This window comes from Streptomyces sp. MS191 (assembly GCF_008042125.1).
Classification (GTDB): Bacteria; Actinomycetota; Actinomycetes; order Streptomycetales; family Streptomycetaceae; genus Streptomyces.
Window position 1 is genome coordinate 133,455 of sequence record NZ_RDBI01000037.1, and the last position, 16,731, is coordinate 150,185.

The following is a 16,731-nucleotide window of genomic DNA, read 5'->3' on the forward strand; positions in this document are numbered from 1 at the left end:
GCCTCAGGGCCCGGCCTCACGGTCCGGGCCTCACGGGTCCCGCCGAGCCCCCAGCGCAGACGCCCGCAGCGTCAGGTAGTGGCGTTCCGGCAGGCTGGCCGTGCGGGCCGCCGCACGCAGGTACTCCTGCCGGGCCGCCTCCGGTTCCCCCGCGCGCTCCAGCAGATGGCCTCGCACCACGTGGACCCGGTAGTGGTCCTTGAGCTCGCCCCGTCCGGTCAGCTCGTCCACGATCTCCAGGCCCGCGGCCGGGCCGTGGACCATCGCCACCGCGACCGCGCGGTTGAGGGAGACGACCGGGCTGGGCGAGACCTGCTCCAGGACCCCGTAGAGCGCGAGGATCTGCGGCCAGTCCGTCTCCCGTGCCGTCGGCGCCTCGTCGTGCACCGCCGCGATCGCGGCCTGCACCTGGTAGGGCCCCACCGGCCCCCGGGGCAACGCGGCGGTGACCAGGGCCACCCCCTCGGCGATCGCCGCCGCGTCCCACCGCGAGCGGTCCTGGTCCGCGAGCGGGATCAGCTCGCCGGACGGGCCCGCGCGGGCCGCGCCCCGCGCGTTCGTGAGCAGCATCAGCGCCAGCAGGCCCGCGACCTCGCTGTCCTCGGGCAGCGTCGCGTGCACGGCGCGCGTCAGCCGGATCGCCTCGGCCGACAGCTCCACCCGGCGCAGCTCGGCCCCGTCGCTCGTCGCGTACCCCTCGTTGAAGATCAGGTACAGGACGTGCAGGACGGCCGCGAGGCGCGCCGCCCGGTCCTTCTCCTCGGGCATGCCGAACGGCACGCCGGACGACCTGATCCGCTGTTTCGCCCGGGAGATCCGCTGGCCCATGGTCGCCTCCGGCACCAGGAAGGCCCGCGCGATCTCGCCGGTCGTCAGTCCGCCCACCGACCGCAGCGTGAGGGCCACGGCCGACGCCCGCGACAGCGACGGATGGCAGCACAGGAAGAGCAGCGTGAGGGTGTCGTCCCGGCCCGCCGCGTCGTCCGCGTCCGCCGCCGGCGCGGCCCACCGGTCGGCCGGCTCCAGCCCGGCCGCCCGGTCCTCCCGGCGCCGCCGAGCCTGCTCGGCGCGGACCAGGTCGGCCATCCGGCGCGCGGCCACCTGGATCAGCCACCCCCGCGGATTGCCCGGGACCCCCTGCTCCGGCCACTGGGCCGCCGCGTCGGCCAGTGCCTCCTGCACCGCGTCCTCGGCCGCGTCGAAGTCCCCGTACCGGCGGGTGAGCACGCCGACGACCTGCGGCGCCAGCGGGCGCAGCAGGTCGTCGATCCGGTGCTCGGTGCTCACAGCTCCGTCGGCGGCGCGGACATGACCTCGCGGACCTCGATCGGCATGTTCAGCGGAGCCCCGCCCGGGCCGGGCGCGGTCGAGACCTCGGCCGCGATGGCGACGGCCCGCTCCGGCGTCTCCACGTCCACGATCCACCAGCCGGCCAGGAACTCCTTGGTCTCCGCGAACGGACCCTCGGTCACCAGGGCCGACCCGTCGGCCGCCGCGCGCACGATCCGCGCGGTGTCGGGCATCGCCAGCCCCTGCGCGTCGACCAGCTCACCGGCGGCGGCGAGCTTCTCGTTCGTGGTCTTCATGAAGCCGATGTGCGCCTGGATCTCCTCCGGCCGCCACTCGCCGATCGCCGGCGCGTCCAGAGTCTGCGAGCTGAACTGCATCAGCAGCATGTACTTCATGGTGTGCTCCTCGTGTCTGTCGCAGGGCCCGTAGGGCCCGGATGCACGGACAGGTCGAAGCCGGCCCGGGGATTTCGACACCCGCGAGAGGTTTTCCGCCGAGAATATCCAGCGGGACTCCCCGGGCCCCGCGCCCACGCGCATCAGAATCCCGTCAATACGGATCCACGCACCCCACGCCCGTACAGAATGTCCGAATCCCCGGACGTATGGTCGAGCCATGGGTGGACGCGGCAAGCTACGGATCTACCTCGGTGCTGCCCCGGGCGTCGGCAAGACGTACGCGATGCTCTCCGAGGCACACCGGCGCGTCGAGCGCGGCACGGACTGCGTCGTCGCCTTCGTCGAGCACCACGACCGCCCGCGCACCGAGGTCATGCTGCACGGGCTGGAGCAGGTGCCGCGCCGCTCCCTGGCCCACCGGGGCGCCGCCTTCACCGAGATGGACGTGGACGCGGTCCTGGCCCGGCGGCCCGCCGTCGCCCTCGTGGACGAACTCGCCCACACGAACGTGCCGGGATCCCGCAACGGCAAGCGCTGGCAGGACGTCGAGGAACTGCTCGCCGCCGGCGTCGACGTCATATCCACCGTCAACATCCAGCACCTGGAATCACTCGGCGACGTCGTGGAGTCGATCACCGGGGTGCGCCAGCGCGAGACGGTGCCCGACGAGGTCGTCCGCCGCGCGGACCAGATCGAACTGGTCGACATGTCGCCCGAGGCGCTGCGCCGCCGCATGGCGCACGGGAACATATACAAACCCGACCGCATCGACGCCTCGCTGTCGAACTACTTCCGGCCCGGCAACCTGACCGCGCTGCGCGAACTCGCCCTGCTGTGGACCGCCGACCGGGTCGACGAGTACCTCCGGCAGTACCGGGGCGAGCACAACATCCGCTCCACCTGGCAGGCCCGCGAGCGGATCGTCGTCGGTCTCACCGGCGGCCCCGAGGGCCGCACCCTCATCCGGCGCGCCGCCCGCCTCGCCGAGAAGGGCGCGGGCGGCGAGGTGCTCGCCGTGTACATCGCGCGCAGCGACGGCCTCACCGCCGCCTCGCCCAAGGAGCTGGCGGTGCAGCGCACCCTGGCGGAGGACCTCGGCGGAACGTTCCACCACGTCATCGGCGACGACATCCCCTCGGGCCTGCTGGAGTTCGCCCGCGGCGTCAACGCCACCCAGATCGTCCTCGGCTCCAGCCGCCGCAAGACCTGGCAGTACGTCTTCGGCCCCGGCGTCGGCCAGACCGTCGCCCGCGAGTCGGGACCCGACCTCGACGTCCACATCGTCACCCACGAGGAGGTCGCCAAGGGGCGCGGGCTGCCCGTCACCCGCGGCGCCCGCCTCGGCCGCCCCCGGATCATCTGGGGCTGGATCGTCGGCGTCGGCGGTCCGGCGCTGCTCAGCCTCCTCCTCACCCACATCGACGCCGACCTCGGCCTGGCCAACGACATGCTGCTGTTCCTGGCCCTCGCGGTGGCCGCCGCGCTGCTGGGCGGGCTGCTGCCGGCACTGGCCTCGGTGATCTTCGGCTCCTTCCTGCTGAACTGGTTCTTCACCCCGCCGGTGCACCGGATCACGATCGCCGACCCCAGGAACATCGTCGCCATCGCCGTGTTCTTCGGCGTCGCCGTGTCGGTGGCCTCGGTGGTCGACCTCGCCGCCCGGCGCACCCACCAGGCCGCCCGCCTGCGTGCCGAGTCCGAGGTGCTCTCCTATCTCGCCGGCAGCGTGCTGCGCGGGGAGTCGAGTCTGGAGGCCCTCCTGGAGCGGGGCCGGGAGACCTTCTCGATGGAGTCGGTCGCGCTGCTGGAACGGGCGAGCGACGTCGACCCGTGGACCTGCGCGGCGAGCGTGGGCACCCGGCCCGCCGCCCGCCCCGAGGACGCGGACGTGGACATGCCCGTGGGCGAACACCTGGCGCTCGTGCTCACCGGCCGGGCCCTGCCCGCCGAGGACCGGCGGGTGCTCGGCGCCTTCGCGGCACAGGCCGCGGTCGTCCTCGACCGGCAGCGGCTCGTCGGAGAGGCCGAGGAGGCGCGGAAGCTCGCCGAGGGCAACAAGATCCGTACCTCGCTGCTGGCCGCCGTCAGCCACGACCTGCGCACCCCGCTCGCCGCGATCAAGGCCGCCGTCTCCTCGCTGCGCTCCGACGACGTCGAATGGTCCGAGGCGGACCGGGCCGAGCTCCTGGCCGGCATCGAGGACGGCTCCGACCGGCTCGACCACCTCGTGGGCAACCTGCTCGACATGTCCCGGCTCCAGACCGGCACCGTCACCCCGCTGATCCGCGCCGTCGACCTGGACGAGGTCGTGCCCATGGCGCTCGGCGGCGTTCCGGACGGCAGCGCGGAGCTGGACGTCCCCGAGAGCCTGCCGATGGTCGAGGTCGACAAGGGACTCCTGGAACGGGCGGTCGCCAACATCGTCGAGAACGCCGTCAAGTACAGCCCGCCCCGGGTGCCGGTCGTCGTCGCCGCCAGCGTGCTGGGCGACCGGGTCGAGCTGCGGGTCGTGGACCGCGGGCCGGGAGTGCCCGACGAGGACAAGGACGGCATCTTCGAACCGTTCCAGCGCTTCGGGGACGCCCCGCGCGGCTCCGGCGTCGGCCTGGGCCTCGCCGTCGCCCGGGGCTTCGTCGAGGCGATGGGCGGCACCGTCACGGCCGACGACACCCCGGGCGGGGGCCTGACGATGACCCTGACCCTCAAGGCCGTACGCGGACGGCCGCCGACCGCCGCCCCGGAGCTGCCGGCCCGGGCCGCCCCCTGACCGCGCCGCCGCTCCCGCACAGCCCACCGAGAGACACACAGAGAGAAGGACTGCTTCGATGACCCGGGTTCTCGTCGTCGACGACGAGCCGCAGATCGTCCGCGCGCTGGTGATCAACCTCAAGGCGCGGAAGTACGAGGTGGACGCGGCGCCCGACGGCGCGACCGCCCTCCGGCTCGCCGCCGAACGCCATCCCGACGTGGTCGTCCTCGACCTGGGGCTGCCCGACATCGACGGGGTCGAGGTCATCAAGGGCCTGCGTGGCTGGACCCGGGTGCCGATCCTGGTGCTGTCGGCCCGGCAGACCTCCGACGAGAAGGTCGAGGCGCTCGACGCGGGCGCCGACGACTACGTCACCAAGCCCTTCGGCATGGACGAGCTGCTGGCCCGGCTGCGCGCCGCCGTACGGCGGGCCGAACCGGTGGGCGGCGCCGAGGACGGCGTCGTCCTCGTCGAGGCGGCCGGCTTCACCGTCGACCTCGCGGCCAAGAAGGTCCACCGGGACGGGCGGGACGTCCGGCTCACCCCCACGGAGTGGCACCTGCTGGAGGTCCTCGTCCGCAACAGCGGCCGCCTGGTCAGCCAGAAACAGCTCCTCCAGGAGGTCTGGGGCCCCTCGTACGGCACCGAGACGAACTACCTGCGCGTGTACATGGCGCAGCTGCGGCGCAAGCTGGAGGCCGACCCCTCGCACCCGCGTCACTTCGTCACCGAACCGGGCATGGGCTACCGCTTCGAGCGCTGATGCGAACACCGGGGCGGCGGCCCGTCCGGCCGCCGGTCCGGCGACCCTGCCGGGACGGGACCCGAGCGCGGGAGAGCCGTGGGAAGTGGCCGGTTCCCGCGGGGAGGAGGGCCGGTACGCTTTCTGTATGAGTGCTGCACCGCGTACAGAGAAGCCTGCCGGGCGCTTCCGGCGGATGCTCGACCGGCTGTCCACCTCCCAGGAGGAACTGGAGTCCGAAGAGCTCCAGGAGGACACCCAGGCGTCGGGGTGCACGCGTATCTCCGACTGTTCCGACCGCCAGGTGGTCAAGGTGACTGGTACCTTGCGCACGGTCACCCTGCGGCCGCGGGCCGGCGTGCCCGCGCTGGAGGCCGAGCTGTTCGACGGCACGGCCCCGCTGGACGTGGTGTGGCTGGGCAGGCGGTCCATCGTGGGCATCGAACCGGGCCGCAAGCTCATCGCCTCCGGCCGGATCTCCATGAGCCACGGCCGGCGGGTCCTCTTCAATCCCAAATACGAGCTCCGACCGCTCGGACAGGAGTAGCCGGTGACGTCCCTCGACAAGCCGACCACCGATCAGGCGGCGCAGGACGCCAAGGACGCCCAGGCCTCGAAGGAGGTCACCGAGGCCGCGCTGTTCGAGGCCTTCGGCGGCGTACGCGGCATGGTCGAGACGGTCGTGCCCGGCCTGCTGTTCGTGACGATCTTCACGATCAATAAGGACCTGCACGTGTCGGCGATCGCCGCGCTCGCGGTCTCGCTGGCCCTCGTCGTGGTCCGGCTGATCCGCCGGGACACCGTGAAGCACGCCTTCAGCGGTGTCTTCGGCGTCGCCTTCGGTGTGGTCTTCGCGATGATGACCGGCAACGCGAAGGACTTCTACCTGCCGGGCATGCTGTACACCCTGGGCCTCGCCCTCGCGTACATCATCACCACGCTCGCCGGCGTGCCCCTGATCGGTCTCATCCTCGGGCCGGTCTTCAAGGAGAACCTCTCCTGGCGCACCCGCAACCCCGGCCGCAAGAAGGCGTACGCCAAGGCGAGCTGGGCATGGGGCCTGATCCTGCTCGGCAAGTGCGCGATCCTCTTCCCGATGTACTGGTGGGCCGACACGACCAAGTTCGGCTGGGTGCTGGTCGCGCTGAAGATCCCGCCCTTCCTGCTGGCCGTCTACCTCACCTGGGTCTTCCTCGCCAAGGCGCCGCCGCCGATCGACGTCTTCGCCGAGATGGAAGCCGAGGAGGAGGCCGAGAAGGCCCGCAAGGCCGAGGCGGCGCAGCGCCCGGAGGCGTAACCGCCCGCCCGTGACACCTGGCACGGCCGTGACGGCGAAGGGGCTGTGAGGAAGCGATTCCGCTTCCTCACAGCCCCTTCGCCCGTTCCGGTGCCGGATCCACTCACGGTGGGTCCGGCCCGAGCCGGCCTCCGGCCGCGTCAGCCGGCGGACGACTCCTCGCCGCGGCGGACCGACAGCAGGTCCTCCAGCTGCTCCTCGCGCGCCTGCGCGGCCACGAACAGCAGCTCGTCGCCCGCCTCCAGCGTCTCCTCCGCGCTCGGGGTCAGCACCCGGGAGCCGCGGATGATGGTCACCAGCGAGGTGTCCTGCGGCCAGGCCACGTCGCCCACCGACGTCCCCGCGACGGCGGACTCGGGCGGCAGCGTCAGCTCCACCAGGTTGGCGTCGCCATGGCTGAAACGCAGCAGCCGGACCAGGTCGCCGACGCTCACCGCCTCCTCCACCAGGGCCGACATCAGACGCGGCGTCGAGACGGCGACGTCCACCCCCCAGGACTCGTTGAACAGCCACTCGTTCTTGGGGTTGTTCACCCGGGCGACCACCCGCGGCACGCCGTACTCGGTCTTCGCGAGCAGCGAGACGACCAGGTTCACCTTGTCGTCACCGGTCGCCGCGATCACCACGTTGCACCGCTGCAGCGCCGCCTCGTCGAGCGAGGTGATCTCGCAGGCGTCGGCCAGCAGCCACTCCGCCTGCGGCACCCGCTCCACCGAGATGGCGGTCGGCGCCTTGTCGACCAGCAGGACCTCGTGGCCGTTCTCCAGGAGCTCGCCCGCGATGGAACGGCCCACCGCACCCGCGCCCGCAATAGCGACACGCATCAGTGACCGCCCTCCTCAGGACCCTCGGCGAAGGCCGCCTCGACCTTGACGATCTCGTCCGTACGCATCATCACGTGCACGAGGTCGCCCTCCTGCAGCACCGTCTGCGAGGTGGGGAGAATCGCTTCGCCCAGCCGGGTGAGGAACGCCACGCGCACCCCCGTCTCGTCCTGCAGGCGGCTGACCTTGTGGCCGATCCACGCCGGAGAGGTGTGCACCTCGGCCAGCTGGACGCCCCCGCTCGGGTCGCGCCACAGCGGCTCCGCGCCGGACGGCAGCAGCCGCCGCAGCATCTGGTCGGCGGTCCAGCGGACCGTCGCGACGGTCGGGATGCCGAGCCGCTGGTAGACCTCGGCGCGCCGCGGGTCGTAGATCCGCGCGGCCACGTTCTCGATGCCGAACATCTCGCGCGCGACCCGCGCGGCGATGATGTTGGAGTTGTCACCGCTGCTCACCGCGGCGAAGGCGCCGGCCTCCTCGATCCCCGCCTCGCGCAGCGTGTCCTGATCGAAGCCCACGCCCGTGACGCGGCGTCCGCCGAAGCCCGAGCCCAGACGGCGGAAAGCCGTCGGGTCCTGGTCGACCACCGCGACGGTGTGGCCCTGCTGTTCCAGGGTCTGCGCGAGAGCGGCTCCCACTCGCCCGCAGCCCATGATGACGATGTGCACGTCCCCTTACCCCGCACTCCTGATCGCCTTGCTGACCTGCGAATACACCCTGCTCACAACTTTCCTCACCCGTCTGGCCCGGGCCACGGCGGACAACGCCCTGCCGTGCTGCCCGCTCCGAGCTTATGCGGCAACGCCTACCGCGACCTCATCCGAGGTGGTACGCAGGGAGATTCGGTGCGGATCGGGGGTGCCGGTGGGCGTGGCGGTTTTCGAACGCTTACGATCCTCTGCGTGCCCAAACTGACCGACGTGCCCAAACGAATCCTCATCGGGCGGGCCCTGCGCAGCGACAAGCTCGGGGAAACCCTTCTCCCGAAGCGCATCGCGCTCCCCGTCTTCGCCTCCGACCCGCTCTCCTCGGTGGCGTACGCACCCGGTGAGGTGCTGCTCGTCCTCTCCATCGCGGGCCTGTCGGCGTACCACTTCAGCCCGTGGATCGCGCTGGCCGTCGTCGTCCTGATGTTCACCGTCGTCGCCTCGTACCGGCAGAACGTCCACGCCTACCCGAGCGGCGGCGGTGACTACGAGGTCGCCACCACCAACCTCGGCCCGAAGGCCGGACTCACCGTCGCCAGCGCGCTGCTCGTCGACTACGTCCTGACCGTCGCCGTCTCCATCTCCTCGGGCATCGAGAACCTCGGCTCGGCCGTCCCCTTCGTCGTCGAGCACAAGGTGCTCTGCGCGGTCGCCGTCATCGTGCTGCTGACCCTGATGAACCTCCGCGGAGTGAAGGAGTCGGGCAGCCTCTTCGCCATCCCGACCTACGTCTTCGTCGCCGGCGTCTTCATCATGATCGCCTGGGGCGCCTACCGGGGGATCGTCCTCGGCGACACCATGCTGGCCCCCACCGCCGAGTTCGAGATCAAGCCCGAGCACCAGGGCCTCGCCGGCTTCGCGCTGGTCTTCCTGCTGCTGCGTGCCTTCTCCTCCGGCTGTGCCGCCCTCACCGGCGTCGAGGCGATCTCCAACGGCGTCCCCGCCTTCCGCAAGCCGAAGTCGAGGAACGCGGCCACCACCCTCGCCCTCATGGGCGGCCTGGCCGTCACCATGTTCTGCGGCATCATCTTCCTGGCCATGGCCACCGACGTGCGGATGGCCGAGAAGCCCGCCGAGGACCTGCTGCTGAACGGCGTCCCGGTCGGCCCCAGCTACGTCCAGGACCCCGTCATCTCCCAGGTGGCCGCCGCCGTCTTCGGCGACGGCACCTTCTTCTTCGTCGTGCTCGCCGCGGCCACGGCCCTCGTCCTCTTCCTGGCCGCCAACACGGCGTACAACGGCTTCCCGCTCCTCGGCTCGATCCTCGCCCAGGACCGGTACCTGCCCCGGCAGCTGCACACCCGTGGCGACCGCCTCGCCTTCTCCAACGGCATCGTCCTGCTGGCCGGCGCCGCCGCGCTGCTCGTGTGGCTCTACGGAGCCGACTCGACCAAGCTGATCCAGCTCTACATCGTCGGCGTGTTCGTCTCCTTCACCCTCAGCCAGATCGGCATGGTGCGGCACTGGAACCGCCACCTGCGGAGCGAGAAGGACCAGGCCAAGCGCCGGCACATGATCCGCTCCCGTGCCATCAACACCTTCGGCGCCTTCTTCACCGGCCTCGTCCTGGTCGTCGTCCTCGCCACCAAGTTCACCCACGGCGCCTGGGTCGCGCTGCTCGGCATGGTGATCTTCTACGGGACGATGACGGCGATCCGCCGCCACTACGACCGCGTGGCCGAGGAGATCGCGGCCGCCGAGGAACGCCCGGACGAGTACGTCCGCCCCTCCCGGGTCCGCTCCGTCGTCCTGGTCTCCAAGCTGCACAAGCCGACGCTCCGGGCGCTCGCCTACGCCAAGCTGCTGCACGCCCACGAGCTGGAGGCGCTGAGCGTCAACGTCGACCCGGCCGAGACCAAGGCGCTCAAGGAGGAGTGGGAGCGGCGCGGCATCAACGTCCCGCTCAAGATCCTCGACTCGCCGTACCGCGAGATCACCCGCCCGGTCATCGAGTACGTCAAGAGCATCCGCCGGGAGAGCCCGCGCGACGCCGTCTCCGTGTACATCCCGGAGTACGTCGTCGGTCACTGGTACGAGCACCTGCTGCACAACCAGAGCGCCCTGCGGCTCAAGGGCCGGCTGCTGTTCACCCCCGGCGTCATGGTCACCTCGGTGCCCTACCAGCTGCAGTCCTCCGAGGCCGCCAAGAAGCGGGCGAGGAAGCGCCAGGACTGGAACGCGCCGGGATCCGTGCGCCGCGGCCCCGTCGAGAAGCGGGCCAAGGAGCCGACCGCCAAGAGCTGAGGCCGAATCCGTCCTCACGGGCACGTAGACTGGTGGGCTGCCGCTGCGGCAGCCCACCTCTCTCTTTCTCTGGAGTCTCCCCGTCATGCAGAACGCACCTGAGTCGTCGCTCGTCGGGGAGGAGTACGAGGTCGAGGTCGGCCCCGTCGCACACGGTGGCCACTGCATCGCCCGCACGGAGGAAGGCCGCGTCCTCTTCGTCCGCCACGCCCTGCCCGGCGAGCGGATCGTCGCCCGCGTCACCGAGGGCGAGGAGACCTCCCGCTTCCTGCGGGCGGACGCGGTCACCGTCCTCGAGGCCTCCAAGGACCGGGTCGAGGCGCCCTGCCCCTTCGCCGGGCCGGGCAGGTGCGGCGGCTGCGACTGGCAGCACGCCAAGCCGGGCGCCCAGCGCCGCCTCAAGGGCGAGGTCATCGCCGAACAGCTCCAGCGCCTCGCCGGGCTCACCCCCGAGGAGGCCGGCTGGGACGGCACCGTCATGCCGGCCGAGGGCGACAAGCTCCCCGCGGGCGAGGTCCCGCAGTGGCGCACCCGCGTGCAGTACGCGGTCGACACCGAGGGCCACGCGGGCCTGCGCAAGCACCGCTCGCACGAGGTCGAGGTGATCGACCACTGCATGATCGCGGCCGAGGGCGTCTCCGAGCTGGGCATCGAGAAGCGCACCTGGGAGGGCATGGCCTCCATCGAGGCCATCGCGGCTTCCGGCTCCAACGACCGCCAGGTCATCCTCACCCCCCGCCCGGGCGCCCGCCTCCCCCTGGTGGAGCTCGACAAGCCCGTCTCGGTCATGCGGGTGGACGAGAAGGACGGCGGCGTCCACCGCGTCCACGGCCGCGCCTTCGTCCGCGAGCGCGCCGACGAGCGCACGCACCGCGTGGGCAGCGGCGGCTTCTGGCAGGTCCACCCGAAGGCCGCCGACACGCTCATGAAGGCCGTCATGCAGGGCCTCCTCCCGCGCAAGGGCGACACCGCCCTCGACCTCTACTGCGGCGTCGGCCTCTTCGCGGGCGCCCTCGCGGACCGGGTCGGAGACCAGGGCGCGGTCCTCGGCATCGAGTCCGGCAAGCGCGCGGTGGAGGACGCACGCCACAACCTGGCCGACTTCCCGCGCGTCCGCATCGAGCAGGGCAAGGTCGAATCGGTCCTGCCGCGCACCGGCATCACCGACGTCGACCTCATCGTCCTGGACCCGCCGCGCGCGGGCGCCGGCAAGCAGACGGTCAAGCACCTCGCGGGCCTCGGCGCCCGCCGCATCGCCTACGTCGCCTGCGACCCGGCGGCCCTGGCGCGGGACATCGCCTACTTCAAGGAGGGCGGCTACCGGGTCCGCACGCTGCGCGCGTTCGACCTGTTCCCGATGACCCACCACGTGGAGTGCGTCGCGATCCTGGAGCCGGTGAAGAAGGACGCCTGACCTGGGGCCTGCGCGGGCGTGATGGGATGCGTCCCTCCCGGGGCGGGTCACCTCACGTACCGGGCAGGGCATCGCGACCGGCCCGACCGCGGGAACGAGCCTCCCTGACGTTCCACGCGGTGCCCGAAGGAACGCCCAACACCTCGAGGTCTTCGCGTAGTTCGAGTGTGCGCCCCCGGCACCCCGTGCGCGCTGGTTCGAACAGGTGCGTGGGGTGGGCAGATCGCGTTCGGCGCCGCATCATGGATCCGCCGTTGACCTCCACACGGAAGGGCCCGGTCGACACGTGCGGATACGCCGGGGGGTCGGTCTGCTGCTGTTGCTCCTCCTCGGGGCTCTCGTCGGACCGGGGGTGATGTGGCCCGGAACGGGGCGGGCCGCCGCGGCGGCCCCGGGGCCCGACTGCGACGAGCGGGGGCTCGCGCGGGCGACCGGGACGGCGCGGGTCGTCCTCGACCACGAGGACCGGACGTACACGAAGGTCACCAGCGACGTCACGATCACCGTGCCGATGTCCTGGACGCATGCCGACAAGCTGCTGTTCGGATCGCAGAGCGAGGGATACCGGCTCGCGATGCGGTGCCTGGTGAGGGGGAACGAGCGGTTCGACACCCGCTGGGAGGAGTGGCGCTCGGGCGAACCGGTCGTGAAGCCGAGCGTCTCCGCCGTCACCGTGGAGGTCCGTTCCCACGGCTGGGTGGACCAGCGGCAGGAGCTGCGCATCGGGCCGTGGACGGTCGACGTCCTCGCCGCCTGGTGGGAGGTGCGGTTCACGCCGCCGGGGACGCTCGGAGCGGTGCGCTGGGGGCGGGTCGTCGTCGATCCCGGCAGGCCGGGGGCCCTTTCGGCCACACCGCGTGCCGCCCGCGGGGAAGGGGCCCACGGCCTGGTGTGGACCTCCGTGGCGCCGGACGACCCGGTCACCGTGCGCGTACGTCCGACCGTGCCCCGGCTCTGGTCGGCGCAGGACGACAACGCGCCCTACGCGGTGGTCGACGCGGTCGGATACCTGCTCTGGGACCTCCTGGTCGTCGGGGCGCTGTGGCGGGCCGCTCTCCTCCACCGGCGGCGGCACGTGACGCTCGACCCCACCGAGCAGCGGATCACGGCCGATCTCGGCAACTGGGGCTGGGTCCTGCTCTGCCTCTCCCTGCTGGCCAACCTGGACGACCTCGTGTACGCCGCCCGGGGCGACTTCGACGACGTCCGGCAGTGGGCCGAACAGGCGCGTCTCGCCGTGCACGCGTGGTGGCTCTCTTCGCTGGCCGGGCTCGTGCTGCTGCTCTTCGCGGGGGCCCGGCGGCACCTGAAGGCCGTCGGCATCGCGCTCGCCGCGGTGGCCGCCGTCCCCGGGGTGTGGCCGGCGGCGATCGGGCTGCACGCCGCGGACTTCGTCCGTCCCGAGGACGGCGGACACGCCTGGTACACCCTGGCGGCGGTCGGCGCGGCCACCCTGGCCGCGTTCACGCTCCTGCTGCTGGGCACGTTCGCCGCCGCGTGGCGGCTCCTGCGCGACGGCCGGCTCCTGGGTGGCCCCGACACCCCCTTCCCGCTGCGGGGTGCGCTCGCCTGCTCCGTCGGCGGCGTGCTGCTGATCGGGGTGTTCCAGGCGGTCGCCAAGGAGCGCGACTGGCTGCGGGGCAGCTGGCCGAGCGCCCTCGTCCACCCCACGGTCGACGGGACGGCCGGCTACGGGGCCTGGCACCACGCCGAGTTCCGCAGCGGCCTGCTGTGGTCCGCCACCCACGCGCAGGACTGGTGGACGGGCAAGCTGTGGGTCCTCACGGCCCTGGCGCTGCTCGCGTTCCTGCACGTGGCTTCACGACGGCGCACGGATCTGTCCGGGCCCGCGTCGCGCGTTCCGGTCCTGCGGTCCGAACCCGGCCGCGTGGAGCGGTGGTTGATGCTCGTCTCGTTCCCGGCCGTGGTGGCGCTCTTCCTCGGGATCTACGCGGCCAACAGCGCGCCGGCCCTCCTCTGGTTCTTCGTGGACGTGGCCGCCCTGTCCGCATGCCTGCGGCTGGGAAGGCGGCGGGCGGTCCTGAGGCGCCGGAACGGGAGCGCGCCGCGGATCGGGGACCTGCTCGCACCGGCGGACCGCACGGGGCTGCTCGAGGCGGCCCGGGGACACCGGGCGCGGCTGGCCAAGCTCCGCAGGCTCGACCAGGGACAGTCCGACGAGGGCGTCGTGGACCGCGAACGGGTCGAGACGGAACTGAGGGACCTGCGCCGCTGGGGGAGCGGGCCGGCGGGCGCGCCCCCCGGGCACGAGCTGCCGCCCGGCGTCACCGTGGTGGACGTCGTGCTCGCGCTCGGCCCCCGGGACGGCTGGTGGGACAACGCGACGCGCGCCGCCCGCTTCGCCGCGCTCTTCTCCCTGCCCTTCGCCGGATTCCTCACCTGGGCGCAGACCCTGCGCGGGGACGCCCTCAACGGCACGCTGTACGACCCGTTCGGCTTCCCCGACGTGGTGTGGGCCGTCGCCTCCTGGGTGTTCGCGTTCGCCGCGGCCGGCTTCCTGCTCGGCGCGCTGTGGCGCGAGCTGCCAGGCCGGCGCGGACCGGTCAAGGCCCTGCCCCTCGCCGCGGCGTACGCCCTGCCGGCCGGGCTCTTCGCCGTGGGCAACCACCTGCTCGGTGAGGAGCAGGAGGTGCTCGCCCTCGCGTCGGCGGCGGTGCTGCTGGTGCTCACCCTCACGGCCGTGGCGATGGACGTCGACACCTTCGGCTCGGAGCGCGCCTTCTGGCCGAGCCGTGCCCAGCTGCTGCTGTCGGTCTACCAGATGCGCTTCTTCTCGCTGCAGGTCGCGTGGCTCCTCGCGCAGTTCGTCGCCGTCGTCACCCTCTGGGAGTTCTTCGCGGATGCCGACGCTCCGCCGTCCGGGGGCGGCACGGTGAAGCGGTGACGGTCCGGCCATCCGCTCGGCATCGGTGGGGCGGAAGCTTCTCCGTCCGACGATCGACGGCGGTCAACCCGGGGACGCATTAGGGCATGTGACGCCGTCTCGATCAACCGAAAGGGGGTCTTCTTCCGGTTGTTCCGCGTCCTGTCGCCCGAGGATCCGCAAGGTGTACGGAGCCAGGCGATTTCCGTCGAACCGAGGAGTCGCCGTGCCGCCCCCGAAACACCGGCGGCTCCGGCGGGGGCCGAGATCCGTGAGGGAATCGGGGTTCCTCGGCACCCCGACCGCCGGCATCGCCGCCCCCCGGACCCCACCGACTCCGAAGGAACACCGTGATCCCGCACCTCCTCCGTCGGGCCGCGCGCGCCTCCGCGGCCTCCGCCTTCGTGCTCGCCTCCGTCGGCCTCACCACCCCCGGCCACGCCGCCGACGCCCCCGTCCCGTGGGCGCCTGACACGGCTGCCGGGACGGGCGTACGCGGCATCTCCCTGACCGGTGGCGGCCCCGCCCTGCGGCAGCTGTCCGCGCGTCCCACCGCGCCGTTCAGCATGGTCGGACTGACCTGGGCCGATTCGCGCGCCCGGCTCGACGGTACGGCCGAGGTCCGCACCCGGGACCGGCTGACCGGGGTCTGGTCGGCCTGGCGCGCGCTCGAGACCGACGTCCGGACGCCCGAGGTGGGGGCCGCCGCGGGCAGGTCCGCACCGCGCGCCGGCACCCAGCCACTGTGGACCGGACCGTCCGACGGCGTCCAGGTGCGGGTGACCGCGCGGCCCGGTGCCCGCGCGCCGCTGCCCGGCGGACTCCGCCTGGAACTCGTGGACCCCGCCGTCGACCCCGCCGTCGTCCCGGCCGCCGACGGGGCGCCGCCCGCCCCGGCGTCCGGCACCTCGGGCACCGCCGCCCCGCGGCCCGCCGTCACCCCGCGCGCCGGCTGGGGCGCGGACGAGTCGCTGGTCGCCGACCCGCCCCGGTACTCGGCCGAGACGAAGGCGGTGTTCGTCCACCACACGGCGGGCAGCAACGACTACGCCTGCGCCGAATCGCCCGACATCATCCGCGCGATCTTCCTGTACCACGTGCGGAGTCAGGGCTGGAACGACATCGGCTACCAGTTCCTCGTCGACAAGTGCGGCACCGTCTTCGAGGGCCGGGCGGGAGGCACCGACCAACCCGTCGTGGGGGCGCAGACCTACGGCTTCAACACGGACACCACGGGCGTCGCCGTCCTCGGCAACTACAACGACGCGGTCTCCTCGCCGGTGCTGCGCGACGCGATCGCGGCCGTCGCCGCCTGGAAGCTCGGGCTGTACGGACACGACGCCGCCGGAACCGCCGAACTCACCGCGGCCGCCGACAGCGGCCTGTTCGAGAAGGGGCAGAAGGTCGTCCTGAACCGGATCTCGGGACATCGCGACGGTTACCCGACCGAATGCCCCGGCGACAACCTGTACGCCGACCTGCCCACCATCCGCCGCCTGGCCGCGGTCGCGCAGGCGGGCCGAACCCCGTCCGCCGCCGGCTCCGTCTCCGCGGGGCCGGCGCCCCTCCCGAGCTCCCCTGTGACCGGGGTCACGCGCCGCCCCCGTGATGTCTCCCGGCCCGGACGCGCTTGACCACGTGGCGGGTCCCGCCACTCGGATGGGGGAGGGTGATCACGTATGGACCGCGAGGCAGGCGCCCTGTGCGCGGCCGACATGAGGCGGCACGCGGCCGAGTTCGTCGAGCGTGCCGCCGGCCGGGCACGGCTGCCGCTGGACTACACCGTGGCCAGCCTGCGCCTGGTCGACCGGCTGATCGACGGCCTGCGTCAGGGCGGGAGCCGACGGGCGGACGTCGAGGGGCCGCTGCTCGGCCTCGGCGCCTACGTCGGTGAGGTGCTGGTGCGGCAGGCCGGGGCGGTGTGGGTGGACCTGCCGCCCAGGCACCTGCTCCGCAAGGTGTTCCGGCATCCCGTCGGAGTCCGGTTGCCGGACGGGCGGGTGTGGAACCCCCTCGGCCGGACCGTGAACCGCTTCGAGCTCGGCCCGCAGGAGTCCCTCCAGACCTACTTCCTCACGGTGCACGGCCGCCGGTCGCCGCGGGCGCGCCGTGCCGCGCCCCGGGTCGCCCCCGACAGCGTGCCGACGAGCACCCGCTGACGGTCTGACAGGATGAAAGTCAT

The 16,731-nt window shown here is 72.6% G+C and carries 13 protein-coding genes; 9 read left to right on the forward strand and 4 right to left on the reverse strand.

What is annotated here, in order from left to right; all coding sequences use genetic code 11:
* Positions 1-30: 30 nt before the first annotated feature.
* The gene (locus EAO71_RS06310) at positions 31-1,287 is read right to left on the reverse strand and encodes an RNA polymerase sigma factor (protein WP_187282580.1); all 1,257 of its coding nucleotides are present in this window, start codon (positions 1,285-1,287) and stop codon (positions 31-33) included.
* Positions 1,284-1,685 carry a YciI family protein gene (locus EAO71_RS06315; protein WP_147976783.1) on the reverse strand — a complete coding sequence of 134 codons (402 nt, stop codon included), beginning with the start codon at positions 1,683-1,685 and terminating at the stop codon, positions 1,284-1,286. Before EAO71_RS06315 ends, EAO71_RS06310 begins: the two co-directional genes overlap by 4 nt.
* 220 nt (positions 1,686-1,905) lie before the next feature.
* Between EAO71_RS06315 and EAO71_RS06320 the strand changes: the two genes are divergently transcribed.
* From EAO71_RS06320 to EAO71_RS06335, 4 genes are all read left to right on the forward strand, one after another.
* Positions 1,906-4,455: a sensor histidine kinase gene (locus EAO71_RS06320; protein WP_147976784.1), complete on the forward strand. Its 2,550-nt coding sequence runs from the start codon at positions 1,906-1,908 to the stop codon at positions 4,453-4,455.
* Between the two features lie 58 nt (positions 4,456-4,513).
* Positions 4,514-5,200, forward strand: coding sequence for a response regulator (locus EAO71_RS06325; RefSeq protein WP_147976785.1), 687 nt, complete (start codon positions 4,514-4,516; stop codon positions 5,198-5,200).
* 127 nt (positions 5,201-5,327) lie between these two features.
* A complete protein-coding gene (locus EAO71_RS06330) occupies positions 5,328-5,726 on the forward strand; it encodes an OB-fold nucleic acid binding domain-containing protein (protein WP_147976786.1) in 399 nt (132 codons plus the stop codon).
* Between the two features lie 3 nt (positions 5,727-5,729).
* Positions 5,730-6,476: a DUF3159 domain-containing protein gene (locus tag EAO71_RS06335; RefSeq protein WP_147976787.1), complete on the forward strand. Its 747-nt coding sequence runs from the start codon at positions 5,730-5,732 to the stop codon at positions 6,474-6,476.
* A gap of 140 nt (positions 6,477-6,616) precedes the next feature.
* Here the strand turns inward: EAO71_RS06335 and EAO71_RS06340 are convergent, their stop codons facing one another.
* Together EAO71_RS06340 and EAO71_RS06345 are read right to left on the reverse strand one after the other, a co-directional pair.
* Positions 6,617-7,300: a potassium channel family protein gene (locus tag EAO71_RS06340; RefSeq protein WP_147976788.1), complete on the reverse strand. Its 684-nt coding sequence runs from the start codon at positions 7,298-7,300 to the stop codon at positions 6,617-6,619.
* Positions 7,300-7,968 carry a potassium channel family protein gene (locus EAO71_RS06345; RefSeq protein WP_147976789.1) on the reverse strand — a complete coding sequence of 223 codons (669 nt, stop codon included), beginning with the start codon at positions 7,966-7,968 and terminating at the stop codon, positions 7,300-7,302. The genes EAO71_RS06340 and EAO71_RS06345 overlap by 1 nt, the downstream gene beginning before the upstream one ends.
* Before the next feature lie 234 nt (positions 7,969-8,202).
* On the opposite strand from EAO71_RS06345, the gene EAO71_RS06350 reads away from it, so the two are divergent.
* The 5 genes from EAO71_RS06350 (at position 8,203) to EAO71_RS06370 (ending at position 16,708) form a co-directional block, all read left to right on the forward strand.
* A complete protein-coding gene (locus tag EAO71_RS06350) occupies positions 8,203-10,251 on the forward strand; it encodes an APC family permease (RefSeq protein ID WP_147976790.1) in 2,049 nt (682 codons plus the stop codon).
* 85 nt (positions 10,252-10,336) lie between these two features.
* Positions 10,337-11,665, forward strand: coding sequence for a class I SAM-dependent RNA methyltransferase (locus tag EAO71_RS06355; protein ID WP_147976791.1), 1,329 nt, complete (start codon positions 10,337-10,339; stop codon positions 11,663-11,665).
* A gap of 286 nt (positions 11,666-11,951) precedes the next feature.
* Positions 11,952-14,570, forward strand: coding sequence for a DUF6185 family protein (locus tag EAO71_RS06360; RefSeq protein WP_147976792.1), 2,619 nt, complete (start codon positions 11,952-11,954; stop codon positions 14,568-14,570).
* A 329-nt stretch (positions 14,571-14,899) separates the two neighbouring features.
* Positions 14,900-16,183, forward strand: a complete 1,284-nt coding sequence (locus EAO71_RS06365; protein ID WP_261992030.1) for a peptidoglycan recognition protein family protein — start codon at positions 14,900-14,902, stop codon at positions 16,181-16,183.
* A gap of 45 nt (positions 16,184-16,228) precedes the next feature.
* Entirely contained in the window at positions 16,229-16,708 is a 480-nt protein-coding gene (locus EAO71_RS06370; RefSeq protein ID WP_147976793.1) for a hypothetical protein, read from the forward strand.
* Positions 16,709-16,731: the final 23 nt, after the last annotated feature.